At 57.1% G+C, this 18674-nt stretch carries 11 protein-coding genes; 5 read left to right on the top strand and 6 right to left on the bottom strand.

The features are described 5' to 3' along the window. Nucleotides 1-301: 301 nt before the first annotated feature. Nucleotides 302-2851: an NB-ARC domain-containing protein gene (locus tag Q0C17_RS03775; protein WP_291201533.1), complete on the top strand. Its 2550-nt coding sequence runs from the start codon at nucleotides 302-304 to the stop codon at nucleotides 2849-2851. Nucleotides 2852-2932: 81 nt separating this feature from the next. Here Q0C17_RS03775 and Q0C17_RS03770 read toward each other — a convergent pair whose 3' ends face one another. From Q0C17_RS03770 to Q0C17_RS03755, 4 genes are read right to left on the bottom strand one after another with little or no spacing between them, the layout of a single operon-like run. Beyond that, a complete protein-coding gene (locus tag Q0C17_RS03770; RefSeq protein WP_291201530.1) occupies nucleotides 2933-3649 on the bottom strand; it encodes a SprT family zinc-dependent metalloprotease in 717 nt (238 codons plus the stop codon). Then, nucleotides 3649-6744 carry an HsdR family type I site-specific deoxyribonuclease gene (locus Q0C17_RS03765; protein WP_291201527.1) on the bottom strand — a complete coding sequence of 1032 codons (3096 nt, stop codon included), beginning with the start codon at nucleotides 6742-6744 and terminating at the stop codon, nucleotides 3649-3651. Before Q0C17_RS03765 ends, Q0C17_RS03770 begins: the two co-directional genes overlap by 1 nt. Continuing rightward, nucleotides 6737-8002, bottom strand: coding sequence for a restriction endonuclease subunit S (locus tag Q0C17_RS03760; RefSeq protein ID WP_291201523.1), 1266 nt, complete (start codon nucleotides 8000-8002; stop codon nucleotides 6737-6739). The genes Q0C17_RS03765 and Q0C17_RS03760 overlap by 8 nt, the downstream gene beginning before the upstream one ends. Continuing rightward, on the bottom strand, nucleotides 7999-10479 hold the full coding sequence (locus Q0C17_RS03755) for a class I SAM-dependent DNA methyltransferase (RefSeq protein WP_291201520.1): 2481 nt from the start codon (nucleotides 10477-10479) through the stop codon (nucleotides 7999-8001). Before Q0C17_RS03755 ends, Q0C17_RS03760 begins: the two co-directional genes overlap by 4 nt. A 208-nt stretch (nucleotides 10480-10687) precedes the next feature. On the opposite strand from Q0C17_RS03755, the gene Q0C17_RS03750 reads away from it, so the two are divergent. The 4 genes from Q0C17_RS03750 to Q0C17_RS03735 all read left to right on the top strand — a co-directional run bounded on the left by Q0C17_RS03750 (nucleotide 10688) and on the right by Q0C17_RS03735 (nucleotide 15347). After that, nucleotides 10688-12766: a hypothetical protein gene (locus tag Q0C17_RS03750; protein WP_291201517.1), complete on the top strand. Its 2079-nt coding sequence runs from the start codon at nucleotides 10688-10690 to the stop codon at nucleotides 12764-12766. Nucleotides 12767-12839: 73 nt separating this feature from the next. Further along, nucleotides 12840-13043: a helix-turn-helix domain-containing protein gene (locus Q0C17_RS03745; protein ID WP_291201514.1), complete on the top strand. Its 204-nt coding sequence runs from the start codon at nucleotides 12840-12842 to the stop codon at nucleotides 13041-13043. Nucleotides 13044-13358: 315 nt separating this feature from the next. Continuing rightward, complete coding sequence (locus Q0C17_RS03740) at nucleotides 13359-13892, top strand: toprim domain-containing protein (RefSeq protein WP_291201511.1); 534 nt, start codon at nucleotides 13359-13361, stop codon at nucleotides 13890-13892. Nucleotides 13893-13901: 9 nt separating this feature from the next. Next, a complete protein-coding gene (locus Q0C17_RS03735) occupies nucleotides 13902-15347 on the top strand; it encodes an AAA family ATPase (RefSeq protein ID WP_291201508.1) in 1446 nt (481 codons plus the stop codon). 271 nt (nucleotides 15348-15618) lie between these two features. Here Q0C17_RS03735 and Q0C17_RS03730 read toward each other — a convergent pair whose 3' ends face one another. Both Q0C17_RS03730 and Q0C17_RS03725 read right to left on the bottom strand, forming a co-directional pair. Continuing rightward, the gene (locus Q0C17_RS03730; protein WP_291201505.1) at nucleotides 15619-17184 is read right to left on the bottom strand and encodes an SUMF1/EgtB/PvdO family nonheme iron enzyme; all 1566 of its coding nucleotides are present in this window, start codon (nucleotides 17182-17184) and stop codon (nucleotides 15619-15621) included. Next, nucleotides 17181-18668 (bottom strand): hypothetical protein, encoded by a 1488-nt coding sequence (locus Q0C17_RS03725; RefSeq protein ID WP_291201501.1) that lies wholly within the window; start codon nucleotides 18666-18668, stop codon nucleotides 17181-17183. Before Q0C17_RS03725 ends, Q0C17_RS03730 begins: the two co-directional genes overlap by 4 nt. Nucleotides 18669-18674 lie beyond the last annotated feature (6 nt).

The raw sequence follows: 18674 nt of genomic DNA, 5'->3' as shown, positions 1-18674 counted from the left end.
GATGTTTGCCGCCTCATCAAGCCCGCGGCATGAAAACACCCGCTGATGCATTCGCTTTAGCGGTCTAAACTGAGCAGCACCTGCTGGCTCGATCCAAACCGCTAGATCCGGGGACGTCGTCGAAGCTGCGCTGACGCACACCATCCGCAACAAAGCAGGGCACACCTAAGAAGCCCAACGCGGCCAGTCTTGACAACAACGCCGCGGCACTTAGCCCAAGCATTCGCAACCGAAACTTGTAATATACTTTTAGTTGCGCGATTCGAGGGTTTTGCCGTCGATCCGACACGGGAGAAATTACATGGCTAGCTATCAACGCGTTGCGTTGTTTATTTTCTTCGATGCTATCGAACGCGACCTAATCAAGCATATCAGAGATATGTCCGGAGTAGATTTCACTAACGTGCTGAGTGCGCAAGAGCGAGAAAAAGCTAAAGCTCGCTTGGCTGCCCGAGGCGAAGACATTTCAGGCGAGGACACTGATCTCTTAAATGGCCTCGACCTAGGCGATAAATTTTACATCCTCCTCAGACATAAAGACAGGCTGAGCAGAACCACGGCAGATTACTTCATCCAACGTCGGGCCGCTTTTGAGAAGGCGCTTCCAATCAGGAACTCGACTATGCACGGACGCCCTCTGACAACAGAGGAGTTTTCTCTTGGATTTTCGATTGCACAGGACTTTCTGGCATCTCCAAGTTTCTGGCCCACATTGCAGGCTACGTACAAGAAATATGGACAGGATCCGGATGCGTTGTTGTCGTTGACAATAAGTCTATGGGACGAGCCCATTTCAGGCGAAGTACTCAACAACTTACCTGTTCCCGACTACGACGACACGGGTTTTCAGCCAAGAAAAGCGCTAGAATCCGATTTAAAAAAGAAGATCCTCGGACGTCATCCTGTTGTCACAGTGCTTGGCGATGGGGGCGATGGCAAAACCGCTTTGACTCTGCAGACTCTCTACGGGCTACTGCACACAAACGAACATGATTTCGACGCGTTTGTTTGGGTTTCGGCAAAAACCAACCATCTCACTGCCAAAGAGATTGCTCGAATTGAAGGAGCTATCACCACTTCAATGGGGATTTTCGAAGACATCGCAAAAACTTTTGAACCTGGTGATGATGAACCTATTCAAAGAGTGCGTCGCTTGCTTTCAGAGAATAAGATTTTGTTGGTTATCGACAATCTCGAAACGGTCCTAGACGAAGCTATTGTTGAGTTTGCGTCTGACGTGCCCGGCGAAAGCAAACTTGTGTTCACATCGAGAGTGCCCCTGGGAAGTGATCTTGCCGTTCGTGTACCCCCGTTCTCCGAAGCCGAATCTCTGCCCTACCTTCGACGCCTTATAGAGGCCTATGACATCGCAGCGTTGCGCAAAGAGTCTGATGATACTCTCCGACGTCATCTAGGTCGGCTCGCCCACAAGCCCCTTCTTATCAAATGGTTCGCCATAGGTGTTTCAACGGGCCTGCATCCGAACCAGATAACTAGCGATCCGCAGATTGCGCTGAAGTACTGCTTGGAGAACGTTGTCGAACGCCTAAGTGCGACTGCAAGAGCTGTGGTCTCCGTTTTCGCCGCAGTGCCACAGGCACTCTCAGCAAGCTTTTTGCAACATATTGCAGCACTTGAGCCCAAAATCATCGAAGAGGGATTGGCCGAGCTGCTGCGCTTCGGACTTCTGGAGAGGAATATATCAACAGAGCACGAACAACAATATCGACTAAAACCGTTTGCTCGATCGTATGTTTCTCGTGTGCTGCGACTGAAATCCAACAATGCGGACCAAATTCTAGAGCGGTATCGAAATGCAATAAGTGCATATCAAGTCGAACGTGGAGCTGGCCGCACAAACCGCTATGATCCGAGATCATTCGTTGTCCGAACACCATCAGAATCTCTATCGGCGCGACGACTTCGTCATGCAATGAATTTAGCAGCCAAATCTCGCTTTGATGATGCATTAAGGATTATTAGTGATCTGAAGATCATCTCTCCCGACTATTTCGAAGTCTACCGCACAGCGGCGTTCGTATTCTATCGAATGGGAGACATTCCTAGCACTTTGAACTCTTATGAATCCGCGTTCGAATTTGCAAAAAAAGAACCTCAACTTCACTTCTTCTTTGGCGGCTTCCTCATGCGAGGGTATACGGACTTTTCAAGAGCCCGCGATGAGTTTGATGCAGCGCTCGCTATTGACCCGCTTGAAACAACTGTTCTTCGGGAAGCTGCGCGAGCCAATTTTTTTCTCTATGATTTTGAACGGGCGCAGCAACATATCGACAGCGTTTGGAAACTCGGTTTCAAAACTTTCCGCGATGAGGTAATTGTCAACGACCTGCAAGCACAGCTTTTTGTACGGCAAGCCGAGTATCAGCTAAATCGAGGCGATTTCAGAGGTTGCCTAGATTCTATTCGAAAACTGCAGGACTTCTTGGTCGCAATTAGGCCAGAGGTCGTTGACAGCACAATGGTTGAGCACGTGTGGAAGGTTCTACCCGTTCTGCGAGCCCTGGGAAATCAACCCGCGTTCAACGAGCGCACGTTGCTTGATGGCACAATGAAGTTGGTACAGGATCTGACACCTTACGCTTCGACGGAATCCGCTCAGCTCAAGCCAGACTCGGGCGATCTGACCGATCGAACTGGAGAACTCAAGCCGCAGGGCCGAACAAGTCACTTCGGTTTTTTGAAAGACACTCAAGGTTTAGAATCGTACGTAAACCGCAACTCTGTCTCCGAATCTTTATGGAACGATATGTGTGCGGGCAGAGCAGTGCGTTACGACGTAAAGTTTGGTGGGCCAGGCAGAATATGGGCCGTCAATATCGTCCTGATTTAGCGACCCTTGGGCCAAACGCCAAATCGTAAGCGGCATCGAATGAGCATTCTTACTTTGCTGCGTTTCTGCATTGCTTTAACTTCAATATCCAGTTTCTAGATTCGGAACTGGTAGCGCATTGAGCTCACCGCGTGCTTCCCGCCAAGCCGGGAAGTGGCGATCGAGAAGCCTTGTGAACTTCTCGCTATGGCGCGGCTCCAGGATGTGCAGCATCTCGTGGACGATGACGTATTCGAGGAGGTCTTTTGGCTTCTTCACGAGTTCCGTGTTGAGTCGGATCGTGCGCCTGGCCGGATTGTAGCTACCCCACTTGGTTTTCATGCGTTGAAGGAAGTAACCGGCAACCTTTACTCCGAGCCGCTTTTCCCAGCGGCGGATGATGGCCGGCACCTCGGCGTGCAGCGTGGCGAGGTGCCACTTGTGCATGATCTCGGCGCGCTTTGCCTCTGTCGTTCCGGGACGGACGATCAGGCGGAGGGTGCGGTGTGTGACTTCGATGGCTGGCTTCTGATCGCGCTCGATGACTTGCATCAGGTGGCGACGGCCCCAGAGGTAATGCGTTTCGCGTCCGACGAAGCGGCGCGGGGCTTCTCGCGCCTGCCCTCTCAGCTGAGCTTGTTGTTTACGGATCCAGCCGAGGCGGGTGACGGCATAGGCACGCGCAACATCGAGGCGAGTAGCGCGCGGCGCTACCAAGGTCACACGGCCGTCCGGAGGGTGCACGGACAGATGCACGTTCTTCACGGCCTTGCGGGTGACAGCGATAGAGATCTCGGCGATGTCGATAACGTCTGGCATCAATAACCTGGCTGGTTTCGGACAATGTCAAAGATCGCCATCGTTGCCTCCCGATCTTGGTCCATCAAGGGGAAGATTACGTTCTTCACAACGCTTTCCTTAACAGGATCGCCTTTGAAACCCGCCGGCGCTTTTTCCCTGACCTCGCGATCGATCAGCAAGGCGAGCTCAGCCCGATCCGTCTCGTTCGAAGGGCAGACGAAGGTGGTTGCGGAGATCGTTTCGAGGTTGTTGTAAAGGACAGAGGCTTCGCGATTGCCTTTCAAGACCGCTGGTAAACCGCCAACGGAGCTTTTGCTGGCTAGCTGGCGGACGAGCTCCTCAGCTTTCAGCAGGAAGGCTTCATAGGCAGCAGCATCTTCCCGGCTCTGACGGATCAGGTCTTCGAGTAGCACCGACATCTGTTCGTAGAAGCGCGGGTCCGTCAGCTGATCGCGTATGATCGTCTTGCGGATATTGTTCACAATGCCTTCGGCGACAGCGTCCTTCGTCAACTTGCCCTTTTCGTTGAGCTTGCGGGCGATGGCGTCATGGATGCCGGTCTCGATGATCAGCTCAGTCAGGGAAAGGTCGGCAAGATTGCCGAGGTTGGCGGCCGGATCTGCCTGGACGTAAGTGTTCAGGAGGTGGCGCATGTCGGCCTCGTACGGCTTGATGTCGAGTTCTTCCCCGGAGTGCATCTTGATAGCCGCGCGAAGGTCGCTGTAGGTCTCAACCTCTCCTGCTATCTCGGCGGCTTCTACCGCAGAGTAGCCCGCAGCCTCCAGGTGCGCCGAGATGGCCGCATAGGCTCGCACGAAGGCCGCTGTGGACTTGTAGAAAGCGATCCGCAGCGCTTCGGTCTCATTCAGAGCTTCGGGATTCGACGCGTTGCCGCAGAAATAGATCAGGAACTGCTCAACCTCGCGAGGATGCGGCACGGTTTCACAAAGATGCCGAAGCACCTCCCGCGTCTGGTCGAGGTGCGCCTTGCCTTCGACCAGCCAGTTCTTGATCTCGACCTCGTTTGTGCCACCGCTGCCCTGGTCAATGTCCAGCTCATCGGAGCTATACACTGCGATGGCCTGCTGCACGTCGGCGAAGAGCTCCTTGAAATCCACGATATGACCATAATCCTTGTCGTCGCCGTCGAGCCGGTTCGTTCGGCAGATCGCCTGGAAGAGGTTGTGGTCGCGCAGTTCGTTGTCGAGATAGATGTAGGAGCAGCTGGGCGCATCGAAGCCCGTCAGCAGCTTGCTGACGACGATCAGCAGCTTCATGTTCGCCGGCTCTTCGATGAATCGCCGCTTGGTTTCGTCCTCGTACTGTTTTGTCGTCTGCCCCGCCTTCAGGACATGCTTCGTGTACGTATCGAATTTGTAGCGTTCATCGCTGTTGGCCGGCTCGCGCGAGATGGCATTGTGGTTCGGCTCATAGGAGGTGATGATGCCGACATGATCGCCGAAGCTTTTGCTCTTGAACAGGCGGAAATAGTGGCAGGCATCATAGATCGATGCGGCGACTAGGATTCCCGTGCCACGGTCATTGTTCAGACGCGGCTTCAAGCTGAAGTCCCCGATGATCTCCGCGATGATGCGGCTCTTGCGCTCCTCGGCGCTCATCAGGTCTTCCATATTGGCCCAGCGTTTGCGCAAGGCAGCCTTCTGGAAGTTGTTCAAGCCCTTCGTCTTCTGGTCAAACCATGCGTCGATTGTTGCCTGATTGGTGAGGCGCTGCGGCACATCGCGCGCCTCGTATTTCAGGTCCAGCACAACTTTGTCGGCGACAGCCTCATGGAACTTATAGGTGTGGATATATGTGCCGAACACATCCCGCGTCATCTGGCGGTCCTTACGGAGTAGCGGCGTGCCGGTGAAGCCGATGAAGATCGCGCCTTCGAGCCAGCGCTTCATCTGGGCGTTCATGTTGCCGCCCTGCGTGCGGTGGCACTCGTCCACAAACACGTAGAACCGGCCGGTCACCTTGGGCGGTGGGCCGCTGAGGTCGCTCGCGTCGAACTTGTGGACCAGGGCGCACATCAGGCGCGGAGACGCCGCGCCCAACTTTTCGACGAACTCGGCGCGCGAGGTGATGCGCGGCGACAGCGCATCCGCGCCAATCACGCCAGCATTGCGCATGACGCCGGTGATCTGCTTGTCAAGTTCGTCGCGGTCGGTGACGATGAGCACACGCGCACCCGGATCATGCTCCATCAGCCATTTGGCGATCAGCACCATGAGGATGCTTTTGCCCGAGCCCTGGGTGTGCCAGATTACCCCGCCCTCGCGCCTTGCGATGCGTTCCTGTGCAAGCTTGACGCCTTTGAATTGATGCTGGCGCGGCACCTTCTTCTGACCCCCGTCGAAGATGACGAAGTTGCGGATCAGGTCGAGGAGGCGCTCCGGACGCAGCATTTGCGCAACCGGGCGGTCGAGCAGCGCGCCTTTCGCCGCCGTTCCGACGGGCGCATCTTCATCCTTCCATTCGACGAAGAATTTCTCAGGCGTGCCGACCGTGCCATACCGCAAGCCCTGCGCATCGCTGCCTGCGAGGAGCAGCTGAACCGTCGGGAAGAAGGCCTCGTTGAAAATGCCCTCCTGGTTGGTGATCAGTTGACGGATGCCGTCGCCGACATCGACCGAGCTGCGTTTCAGTTCGATCACGGCGATGGCAAGGCCATTGATGTAAAGCACGATGTCTGGCCGGCGCTCATGGCCGCCGCGCAGAGTAACCTCTTCAGCGAGCGCGAAGTCGTTCGCGGCGGGATTGGTCCAGTCGATCAGGTGGACGGTTGTGTGCGGCTGTCCGGCCTCGGTCTGCACATCCACGCCATAGCGAAGTAGCTGGTAGGTGCGAAGAGACGCCTGATAGAGGGTCGTGCCCATGACTTGCGCCGCCGTGCGCAGCTTCAGCAGCGCCGCCGCGATCTGCGCCTCAGTGTAGCCTCGGGCTAAAAGGTTCGCGCGGAGCAGTTCTTCCTCGATGCCAAAATTGACGCGGCCTTTCGACCAGTCGCCGAGATGGCGGAAGCTGAGCCCGCCTTCTGCGGCGGACGCTGTAAGGTGCTTGACCAGCCGGTTCTGGGTCGCCCGTTCGGACCGTGGCCGCTCAGGCATCGACGGCTTCCTTGATCGGCAACCGGATCCGACCCGTGAGCAATTCCTGCATCATTGCCTGCTTTATCATTTGGGTCTTTCCGAGCTGTGACTCAAGTAACGAGAGTTCGGCATCTAGGTCCGACAACACAGCGGCGATGGCAGCCTGCTCCTTTATAGTTTCCGGCAACTTAATCGGGAGCTGTTTCACAAGTGCGGCAGTATAGCTTTGCTGCTTCGTTCCCTGGCAGTATTGCAAAGCTAGGCTATTTCCACGAAAGACATAATAGTGGAACAAGTACGGCGTGATAAGCTTTTCGTTTGGAAACACAGCCATACAAGACTGGTTCATCGTTGAGGGCGCTCCCACGATCGCACAGGCACCACGCGTCCCCTCAGCTTCTAGTCCGGTAACGGCCATCAAAAATGTTCCGGGTGGGACGATGATCAGATTGGTCTCTTTGACCGCATCGAAACTCACAGTCTCTCGCGTCTCGTAGATTACATTGTAGTTGAGTTCTCCGCTGGTAATCCAACGAACCGGACCCTTATAGAACTCAGGCCGGTTCCGCCGTGGCGTTGCTCCGGAAAAGCATCGATCAGCTAGATCGCCTAGTTTTTCAATCCGCCACTCGCCCGAAAAACCCGGCAAGCGGGTCTCACCGGTGAGAAGTTGCTGCATCGCGGCTTGCTTCAGATCGCGCTTTTTGGAGACCAGCCGCTCCAATGCTATAATCGTTTCGTCGACATTTAAGAGAACCGCAGCAATGGCGCGTTGCTCAGCTTGCTCTTCCGGCAATGCAATTTCAAAATCCCTGACCGCAGCAATGGAAAACTCTAACCGAGTAGTTCCAACTATCACTTGAGAAATTCTTTGCTGCGTCTGCTCGTGTGCAATTTGGAAAGCAACGTAATTCGAATCAACGAACGGGAGGACACGGATCCTCGCAATTTCTCTTGCGATGTTGCCTTGGAAATCCTGGGGCACGACTCCGACGCGCCCGATAGTTCCTTTCACGGAAACAAGAACGTCTCCGCCGATCACCCTACTGCCCTTATATTGCCCCTCAATCTCCTTCGAGCTCCGATGAAGTGGCGAACTGGCTATCTTCTTCATGTACTTGATGGGAACGATTGGCACGCCATCATCCACGTTTTTGCCAATTTGAACGACGCCATATCGAATAGGTGCTTCGGGATCGACAATCGAACCCAATCTTTCTGCACTCCAATCCTCCGGTATTTCACCGACCTCAGTTTGCTTGTATCCCGGCCTCATGCAGACACTCCCATCAGATTGAGGTGTCGGGCTACCCTGGCCGCCAATTCAGCAGCCTCCTTCTGAAGCGCCGGAAGCGGCGTCGCATATCGTTCCGCCAGCTGCTTCACCCGGCCCGTCAATTGTTGCGAGATGCGATCCAATTCCACCTGGACGTCGCGCTCCAGTCGCGCCAGCCATTTGTCATGAACAACCAGTTCCCTGACCTCGAACTCGGTCAGCGCATTGTAGCGCGCATGAACCGCCTCAAGCAGCGCGGCATCTGCGGCTGCGCGTTCGCCCTTCACCTTCGCATAGGCTTCGATCAGCTCTTCGTAAGCCAGCAGCGCCGCGCGTTCGTCCGCATACGCCTTATCCACACCGATTTCTGATAGCCGGGCCTTTAGCCCCTTGGCGGTGATCTTCTGTTTGTCGCCGTCGCCGTCGATGACTTCGGCCAGAAGCCCTTCCTCGCCCGCCCCTTCTTCCAGCTTGTCCTTAAGTTCCTGCTCCAGTTGGGCGAGCCGCGTGTCGAGCACATCAAGCGCTGCTTGTTCTTTCACAAAGAAGCGCGCGATGATCAGGGCAGCGGGCAGAAGGTCAGACGCAAAGCGGCGGCGCCCGATCTGATAGTCACCCGCCTCCGGCCAGACGAGCTTGTTATCCTTGTTCTTCACTTTGACGATCTCTCGAACGCGAGCGGCTTTGATCCACCCCTCGGCCGAGACCAGATAGCAGTCGTCCTGCATCGTCTCGTTCCAGAAGGTCATGAGGTGCTGGTAAATGTCATAGGCATCGATCAGCGGTGTGGCGGTGAAAGCATCGAGCAGATCGTCGGCAATCTCAGCGATCAGTTCCTTCGGGGGCGCGCCCTCTTTGAACGTTTCCAGTTTCGGCAGGGTGCGGGCGCGCCAATCTGCAAAGATCTTCGAAGCCTTTCTGGTGAAGGCGGCGAACTCCGGGTGCCCCAAGATCGCTGCCTTCACTTCCGTCTGGGGCAGTCTGAGATGATGGTAGCGCGGACGATCCGCAGCCTGGAACAGCGCTGCGCGTACATCGGGCATCACGGCCCAATAGTCCGAGAGCGCATCAATGTCCCGCTCCGGAATGCCGCCTTTCAGATGGCCTTCGATGTCCTGCAGATCTTCAGGCTCGGAGGCATCGATGTAGCGGGGAAGGTTCAGGTTGAAGACGTTCTTTGCATCCGCGATCTCGTCGAAAGCAACCATGCGGGCAAAGCGGGGCACATCGGCGCCTTTTGCAAACGTGTCCACGATGCGGTGGATGTCCTGCTCGCGCAGGCGGTTCTTCGGCCCATCCTTGGCGAAGCCTTTCGAGGCGTCGATCATGAAGATGCCCTTGCGGGCGTTTGCGTTCTCCTTGTCAAGCACGAGAATGCAGGCCGGAATGCCTGTGCCAAAGAAGAGGTTCGCCGGTAGGCCGATAATGCCCTTGAGATAACCTGAGCGGACCAGCTGCTCGCGTATGACGGCTTCCGCATTGCCGCGGAACAGGACGCCGTGCGGCAGGATGCAGGCGGCCTTGCCGGTTGCTTTCATCGAGCGGATGATGTGCAGGAGATAGGCGTAGTCGCCCTGCTTGTCCGGCGGCGCGCCCCAGCCGAAGCGGGCAAACCGATCGCTCTCCGGCGTCAGCCCGTTGCTCCAGGCCTTGTCGGAGAAAGGCGGGTTCGCAACGACGTAATCATACGTGCGCAGATTGTTGCCTTCGAGAAATCTCGGCTGCGTCAGCGTGTTGCCGGAGACGATCTTGGCGGTCGGGAAATCGTGCAGGATCATGTTCATGCGCGCGAGACCGGCCGTGGTCACATCCTTTTCCTGGCCTTCCAGCGTGATCTGCTTGCCGGCTTCAGCGGCGACCTTGAGGAGCAGCGAACCAGAGCCGCAGGTCGGGTCATACGCGGTCGTGGAAGCCTTGGTGTTGCTTGGCGAAATGCCGATCACCTTGGCAATGATGCGGCTTACTTCGGACGGCGTATAGAATTGGCCCTTGCTCTTCCCGCTTTCGGTCGCGAAGTGGCGCATGAGGTATTCATAAGCATCGCCGAGGATGTCGTCGTTCTCGGCGCGGTTGCCGGAGAAATCGAGCGCCGGGTTTTCGAAGATCGCGATCAGGTTTCCGAGAGTTTCGACCTTCTCTTGTCCGTCGCCGAGCTTGTTCGGGTCGTTGAAGTCCGGGAAATCGGTGCGCGCGAGGGCGGTCGGATTGTTGTCCACCAGCGGCTGGATGACCTGCGTGTTGATCCGGTCGCCGATTTCCGGGTTGCCCTTCAGGGCCACCATGTCCTTGAAGCTCGCCCCTTTCGGGATCTTGATCGGCGGGTCGAAGTCCTTGCTGCTACCGTACTTGTCCGACACGTATTTGATGAACAGCATGAACAGGACGTAGTCCTTGTATTGGCTGGCATCCATGCCCCCCCTGAGCTCGTCGCAGGACGCCCAGAGGGAGGAGTAGAGGTCGGATTTCTTGACGGCCATGGGATAGTCTTCCGGTTACCTGTTTTGCGCGCGCCAGATTGTTCCGCGCGCGAAGATACCTTCTTAGCGACGGCGCCGGACACTGCGAGTGCGTCAGCGAAGCGACAGGTATCGCGTCCCGCGGCCATGAACGCAACCGGACATTGACGAACGCGGGCGAACTCCCCAACTCTCTGATCAGACAGGGTTTTTGCAGGAGCGCTGCGCCGTGCTTTCGCTTTCCGCCTTTGCGTCCGACGTTCCGGCGGAACTTCTGCGCGCCTACACCGAATCGATCGGGTGGGCGATAGCGCGCTCAGCCAAGTTCACTCCCGATGCGCTGGCCGATGGAAAGAAGTTTCAAACGGTTGTCTCAAAGGCACCCGCAAGTATCAGAGACGCAGTCTGGCGCGATCTTGAAGCCTGTGAGCGTATTGCTTCGGGCGGGTTGCAAGCAGTCCTATGGCCGGCTTGTGGCGATGATCAAAGCCTGCGAGCCGAGATCGAAAGGCTCGGATCCAACCGCGCGCGCGCCTTGAAACTGTTTTTGCACCACAAGCCGGCCGACGACCTCTCTCTCGTCTTCCGGCGGGCTGAAGCCTTGTTTGACTGCGGGGCCAGACGGCCCGGCGGCAAAACCTGGAAGCTCTACCGGCTCACACAGTTTTCACGTGACTGGACTCCGGGACGCAAGCTTGAAGCCTCGATCAAACAAATTGTCGAAGAGCAGCTAAGCCAACTCAACGAGCCCAAGCGCCTTATCAAGGTCGAGCTATTCTCACGACCAGCCCATCCCGATGCGGGTCCTGACGACCTATGCCATACGATCATCCTCAACATCGCATCTTCGTCTGAAACTGAAGAAGACTGGCTAGAAGGCGAGCTGGCATTTCGTTCGAAGACACCGAACCGAAAAATCATTCTTTGCATCACCCCAGTTTCGAAAGGCTTCGACTGCGGATGGCATGAAACCAACGCTGCGATGGCAAACCAAGTTATGCGAGCCGTCGCAACGCGCGTCCTCGGTCAGAAAGATGCGCCGGAACCAATTGAACCGGTCGCGATCAATCTAGCCGCTCTCGCAGAGCGCCGGAAGATTTGGGTGCGTGCGCCGGAGCACCATATCAGTTCGGTCCAGGTCAAGAAGCTGGTTGTCAGCCACGGGCCTGGAACCCGGACCTACTTCGCCCCCGCGCGAAGCAAGGCCGACGCCTACGATGTTGCGCCGCGAAACCTATTGGGTGCTCGGATCATCGCTGCCAGCCTGCGTGTAGTTTTCGATAAAGGAGCATTCGGCTCGGGTCAGAAAATCGTAAATTTCGAACTTGCCGTACCCAATCGCTGCAGTCTGCGTGAAACCGACGATGCTGAACGCGTCATACTAGAGAAGTATCTCGGCGAATGGGGTTTGAAGGATACTGATCCAAACGAAGAACGACCGATTAGACTCGCACCAGCTCCGGGTCCATTCACCGTTCTACTCAGTGCACCAACATTCGCCATATCAACCCGCGAAGCACAGAACGCGTTTGGCACCAATGTGGAGTTGCTCGCCGACCTTGGAGCTCTGACCCCTACTCCGCGAGACAGTGCCATGATGTGTGATAATTGCGGAGACCATCATTCCGCCGTTGTTTCTTCGAGCGGCACGGACTGGGTGGTGCATTGCCCAGAGTCTGGCTTGGTAAAGGTCGCGGAGGAGGACTTGCCGGCATTTACATCAAACGTCGATGCGCTAGCTCTTGCGCTTTCGGTTTCAATGCCGCTCAAGGATCTGAAAGTCCGGAGGCTTTCTGAAAACCTATTCTACTTAGGTTCTGGCGCAGGCAAAGCTGACTGGAGTGCACTGTTTGCACCAACGCTCACGTCGATGCGTGATCTCGACAGCGTCAGCAATTGCCTCAGGAGAAATGCGGCACTCGCTCCAGGGATCCTAATCTGCAGCGGCGATGGACCACGGGAAGCATCGCTGCCTGGCAAACATGTCTTCTTATCAATAGATGAACTGTTTTTCCTTCAGGGCGGCCGGCTTTACTGCGACGAACAGCGGTTGGCCCACGCGCTCGGCCGGTCAAAACCGCTTCGCGCGCCGGGACGCCCTTCGGCGAAAGCGCTGGCTCAACGCATCGCAAATGCTCGTCCGCGTCTGGGCGTTCGCGGCATTTCAGCGAGCGAAGAGATCGACGCCATAAAAAACATGATCGTCGCGACCCAGGGACCAACGGATCTGCCGACTGATAAGGTCATTCGATACGATTGGCTCCAAGAACACTTCGCTCGCCTAAGCTTTCCGGAAACCCCAGAATAATTCGCAAACGATAGCCCCGTTTTCCAGAAACGCATCCGTGGTGGGTTGCCTGCATTCGCAGATGGAGCAACTCATGACACAACCTGAACAGTCAGTCCCTCAACTTCGCCTCGCTGTTGCCCCGGCCGAAGCCGCACGCATGCTCGGCCTAGGCAAGACCAAACTCTATGAGCTCATGGCCGCCAATGAGCTGTCATCGATCAAGATCGGCACGCGCCGGTTGATCCGCATATCGGCGATCGAGGCATTCCTTGACCGCCAATCGTCCGTTGCCTGATCGATGGACGCTGAGACTCTCACCCGCGCCCTTGGCGGCAAATGGTATGGGCGAGATGGTCTTGCCTCATGTCCAGTGCCCGGGCATGGCAAGGGACACGGTGATCGCAACCCGTCGCTTTCCATTTCCCGCGGCGACCGACAACCTTTGTTGGTTCACTGTCATGGCGGCTGCGATCCTCGTGACGTATTCGCAGCCCTGCGAGACATCGGACATATCGAGCCAGCCTCCCCACAGTACTCCGGCCAGCGCGGTAGCGACGCGGGTCCCGATCGGACCCGATCAAATCTTCCAGAATGGCTCTGGAACCAAGCATTGCCCGTACAGGACGGTCCGGCGGTTACCTACCTCAGCCAACGCGGGCTCGGACGAACCCTGCCCGCTACCTTGCGCTACCTGCCCCGGTCGCGTCAGCACGAACATGCGATGATTGCGGCGTTTGGACTTGCCGAAGAAATAAAGCCAGGCCGCCTCAAAGCGCCGGCTCATCCGACAGCGGTCCACCTGACACGACTTGCTGCAGATGGCAGCTCTAGGATCGACAAACGGATGCTGGGCCCCGTCTCTGGCCAACCCATCGTCCTTGCACCTCCTAATGACGGCCTCGGGCTCGTTATCACCGAAGGTATCGAAGATGCCCTCTCACTGCATGAAGCGACGGGACTCGGTGCCTGGGCAGGAGGATCGGCCGGTCACATGTCAAAGCTTGGCCAAGTTGTGCCGGGCTATATCGAGAGCGTTACACTCGCCGAGGATGCCAATGAAGCTGGCCGCAGGGCATGCGCCGGTCTGGCCGAGGATCTCTTTCGCCGGGGCATCGAGGTTCGCATCCTTCGCATCGGAGGTTAAGCGAAGCTCATGGATGCACCGAAGGATGCCAATGATGTACATGTCCAAGGGGGAGAGGACACGCTCCGTCGGATTTTCGACCAAGCGACAACCGCTTCACGCGTACACGCGCCGCCTACGAAAAAGAAGCTTACCCCGACGGCCTGGACGCCCCCCGATCCTGCAGCGGTTCCCCGCCGGCCCTGGATTTATGGCCACCTGTTCATGCGCGGGACGCTGACCGTCACGGTGGCGCCGGGCGGGATGGGGAAGTCTATTCTTGCGCTTACCGAAGCGATCGCGATGGCCGCGCAGCGCGACTTGTTGGGGGAAACCCTTCCTGAAGGCGGCCTGCGCGTCTGGTACGTAAACTGCGAAGACCCGGACGGCGCAGCAAACCCTGAACTGACGCGGCGCGCCACTGCAGTCTGCAAGCATTACGGCCTCAACGCTGAAGATTTAGCAGGACGCCTATTTCTAGACTCGGCTGTTCTTACGCCGATCAAGCTGGCCGGCGTTGAGGCCGATCAAAGAAGTTATGCGGTTGATGAACCTGAGTTTGCCCGCCTTGAGCAGGAGATTCGGCTCCGCGCCATCGATGTGGTTATCTTTGACCCTTTCGTTTCAATCCACGATCTCAACGAAAATGATAACCCAATGATTGACCGGCTGGCGAAGCGGCTCGTCAAACTTGCGAGCACCACGAACTGCGCCGTGCATCTCGTGCATCATACCCGCAAATCCAACGGCTCGGAGAATGATGCCGACAGTTCACGTGGCGCTTCAGCTCTCGTGGCGGCGGCTCGGATCGTCCGGGTGCTGAATGGCATGACCGCCAACGAGGCCGACAAAGCAGAGCTGCCGAAGGGAAGCCACCGGCGCTTCTTTAGGACTTCGCTCGACAAGCAAAACCTTGCCCCCGCCCAGTCCGACCGTAACTGGCATCAACTCATGTCTGTAGATCTCGGCAACGGGACCCCGCCCCTCGGGCTGGATTCCGATCTTGTTGGCGTTCCGCAGAAATGGGCGTGGCCCGAGCAGAAAGTGGAGATCAGTCTCCACTCCATCCGGCGCATCCAGGAAGCTTTGCACGAAAAAGCACTCCCCGCTCACCAAACCGCCACCGAATGGGCGGGGTGGGTCATTGCGGATGTCATGGGCTTTAGCATGATCAGGCAGGGTAGGAAGTCACCAGAGGGACATGCTCCAGTACTTCGTTTGCAGGAGATGCTTGTCCAGCAAGGCTGGTTGGTTCTTCAGGAGATTTCCGACAGCCGGCGGGGCGGCACGCGCCAGGTGCTGGCGGTCGGCACATGGGCCGACACGAGCCTTGGGGACGAAAGCAGCTTTGGTTGCGACGAGCCCCAACTTGAAGATTCGGATGAGAAAGATGCCGCTCTGCCTCCTCCGACCAAAAAGCAACGGTCTCGCCGAAAGCCAAAATCGTCGAGCGGCAGCAAACCGGCCGAGGGATGACGGAGTGCGGCTTTTGCTATTAGGCAATTTATCGCCGAAGACGGTCATTCAGTATCCGGCCATCGGCATGAAAACACCGGCTGAGGCATTCGCTTTAGCGGTCTAAACTGAGCAGAACCCGCTGGGTCTATAAAGATCATCAGGTTAGGCCTAAACTGCTCATGGGCCGCACCGATCGAGTTACAGGCGAGAAGGCCAGAATCGCTCATTGCCGGGCAGCGGTTCGGCTGCAAACCTTAGCCGGCAAAGGAAGGGCGCGCCGCAAAAGTCTTCAACTCGCGACGACGTGTCTGACAACCCGGAAACCAACATGTGAATGTCCTTCTGCATGATAGAAGCCCTTTCTCGCCGCACATCTCAGATCCAGCTCCGGGCTCCGCCATCCTCCGCCGCGCGCAACGCGGAGCGGCTGTCCGGCACGTACCCTGGGTTCACCGCTTGAGGCGAGATCGGAATAACCTCGGACCCAAGAATCTTCGCACCACTCCCAGACATTACCAATCATTCCGATCAGGCCGAAGCTGCTTTTGTGCAGCGTAATGCACGCTGCTGTTCCCGCCCGGGCGCTTGCTCCAGCAACTTCGACGCCATCGGGCAAAGGCCCGTCACTGCCAGCCCGCGCCGCAAACTCCCACTCGGCTTCCGTAGGCAGACGATAGGTTTGACCGGTCATGTCGGTCAGCCATTGGCAGTAGAGTTTTGCATGGTCCCAGGAAACACCGACGACGGGGTGTGTATCGCCCTGTTCGAACCCCGGCGCCCGCCAGCTTGCACCTTGGGTCAAACGCCAACTTCGCGCTTCGTGATTCCATGACACGATCGCCGCAGGATCGGAAAGCCCGGTCTCATCGACAAAATCGCGCCACTGAGCAACAGTTGTCGGCGTTACAGCAATCGCAAACTGGTGCTTCAGCTGAATTTCCTTCTGCGGTCCCTCATCACTGGAGCGCCCTACTTCATGATCTGGTGATCCGATCCTGAATGATCGGCCTGCAAGGACGCGCATAGCCGGAGATGTCTCAAGGTCGCGAAACTCGCTGCCCGGAATCTTTGAAGCGGCGGCATTCAATCCTTTGCGGACACCATCGGCCCAAAACTGCGCGTTTGCACCTGAATGTGTCCGGACTAGCCTCGACACTCCCGCCTCGATAAAGCGCACCCGGCTCCGCGCAGGTTCACTTTCCGACGCCGCCGCGAGCCAGTCAGAAAGTATGATCTGTAAGCGGACCAGATCATCGAGGTTCGGCTGCAGGGAGGTCCGAAGATCGAGGTCAAACCCATGTTCAATCGCAAGTTCAAGATCGCCGCCGAAGCAGGCAAGACCTGTCCGATAGATGATTTCATCGAGGCCAGTGAGGTTGCTCCGGCCCAGCAAGCTTTCCAGCGCCTTCAATACGCTTTGCCATTCGATCGAGTTCGCAGGGCCCGACGTCCAGGCACGCCCTTCATGCGGAAGATGCGCTGCACCTGAATAGGGCTGAAACCATTGCTCGAGATTACGTGCATGATCGCGCGCGAATGGCGGCTGCAATTTGCATTGCTCGAACAAGGTCGGCACAGCGACCTTCCGATCACGCAGGAACTCTGCCTCATATAACACCCAGGGAGACGTTTCGTCGAAGACGTCAGGCGTGAAGGCAATAACTCCAGCCGGAACCGATTCCAGCTTTTCGTTCACGGTCCGGCGCCAGTCATCCCCGGCATCGAGACCAAGATCGTACCAGCATTTGACTGACAACGCTTCGAGGCGACGCTTCATCGCCGCAATTTGCGGCAACTTGCGTCGCCTGTATGATATGAAAACCCTGTCTTCGGTTATCTCAGTTCCAGAATTCACCAGGGCACACCCAACGTTTCTGCCGCATCCTCGCAAGATCGCACGAGACGTGAAACGCCTTGCTCTCCGAGGCTTTCCCAGGACACCAACGGACAAAAATCCACGACTTCGACCAGCGCCCGGATGGCCGTGCGCTCGTCTTCAATTCCCATGATCCGTGCAATATCCGCCGGCACCTTGGCAGAGTCTCCCGCACAGGCGACTGTTGCGTTCTCGCCTGCCTTAGTTGCGATGGCCTGGCTCACGGCCTGCAAGAGAGGGTCTTCAAAACCCGTTCGTTCGAACTCCCGCTTTCGGGCATCTAGGGGTGCGCGCACCGAGCAATAGTCGGACGCGTAGGCACGAAAGACGCTGGCAGCGTCCTGGCCCAGCATCATCCGGTGTCGTCCAAGGCGGTCGCCGCCCAGGGCATCGTTCCAGAGTTCGATCAATCGGCGATTTTCCAGCCCGGCATCGTCCTTGCGCCCAAGCAACCGTCCAAGATCAGGCAACGGCCCGGCTGGCGGCGGAGGCTCTTCCCGCGTCCGGTGGACATTGGGAAGTCGGCGTTCGTTCCCGCCTTCTGTGAGCGTCCGCACAGGGACAAGCGGAACGGTATCCGGAAGCCGGAAGAGATCATCATGCAAAGCCTGCTTTGACCAGGTTGATAGAAAATCCGCTTCATAGAGGTCACCTGACAGTGCTCCCAGGAATTCTTGCTCCTGTAGCCGCGCGTAGGCTCCGCAGTACCCTGTTGTGACCTGCTGTACATTCTCCCAGCCGCGCTTCGACGGCGCTGGCTCATGGCAATAGGAAAATGCGTACTGCATCGCGCAATTGGCAACGGGGCTTGCATTATCCGGGGCCCGCAACTGGATACACAAGTCATTTAACCCTTTCTCGACTTCAGGCTCGCCGTGTCCAAGGCCTGAGCCGTCTACGCCGCTTTTGGAACTCACTCTCCCGAGCGGAGACGAGTCATTTTCCGCTCCGAACTTTGTGTACACAAGAGCGCCCGCACCACACACGGCAGCAAGCGCAAAAACGCCAACTGCGAACCAAACCTTGGGGAACCTCTTTACACGGACCTCCTCTGAACGCTGTTGTTCTTTGACCGCCAGCGTTCTCGGGCGCGATACTTTGGGAGCGGATACAGATGCGTGTTCAAAACTGAGGTCGAGCGGTGTTTCAGGCGATACAGGGAAGGCGAAATCAGAGACTGCCGCAAGTCGCGTGGGGTCATCACCGTGCTGGTAAACGGCCGCAGTAAACGCAGGCGCGGGGCGACCAAATTTGTCCAACTCATCCTGATAGTCGAACGCCGCCTCGTACTCGCCGTAACGGCGCTGCACAGGGCGGCTTATCATCAACAGGGGATAGTCATCTTTGACCTGACGAACAATCTCGGGCGGAAGGCGACCCGAAGAACGCCACACAGCGTTCTCCCCACCCTCCCAAAAATGGCGAATGATCCCGACATCGAGCCTGATGACCGAACGCGCCATCTTCCT

The sequence above is a fragment of the Hyphomonas sp. genome, from assembly GCF_022844445.1.
GTDB lineage: Bacteria > Pseudomonadota > Alphaproteobacteria > Caulobacterales > Hyphomonadaceae > Hyphomonas.
The sequence above is the reverse complement of the archived record's forward strand: the minus strand, read 5'-3'. Positions and strand labels throughout refer to the sequence as shown.

Coding starts and splice junctions, on each gene's coding strand:
- Q0C17_RS03775 (WP_291201533.1), top strand. CDS start 302: ATGGCTAGCTATCAACGCGTTGCGTTGTTTATTTTCTTCGATGCTATC.
- Q0C17_RS03770 (WP_291201530.1), bottom strand. CDS start 3,649: ATGCCAGACGTTATCGACATCGCCGAGATCTCTATCGCTGTCACCCGC.
- Q0C17_RS03765 (WP_291201527.1), bottom strand. CDS start 6,744: ATGCCTGAGCGGCCACGGTCCGAACGGGCGACCCAGAACCGGCTGGTC.
- Q0C17_RS03760 (WP_291201523.1), bottom strand. CDS start 8,002: ATGAGGCCGGGATACAAGCAAACTGAGGTCGGTGAAATACCGGAGGAT.
- Q0C17_RS03755 (WP_291201520.1), bottom strand. CDS start 10,479: ATGGCCGTCAAGAAATCCGACCTCTACTCCTCCCTCTGGGCGTCCTGC.
- Q0C17_RS03745 (WP_291201514.1), top strand. CDS start 12,840: ATGACACAACCTGAACAGTCAGTCCCTCAACTTCGCCTCGCTGTTGCC.
- Q0C17_RS03735 (WP_291201508.1), top strand. CDS start 13,902: ATGGATGCACCGAAGGATGCCAATGATGTACATGTCCAAGGGGGAGAG.
- Q0C17_RS03725 (WP_291201501.1), bottom strand. CDS start 18,668: ATGGCGCGTTCGGTCATCAGGCTCGATGTCGGGATCATTCGCCATTTT.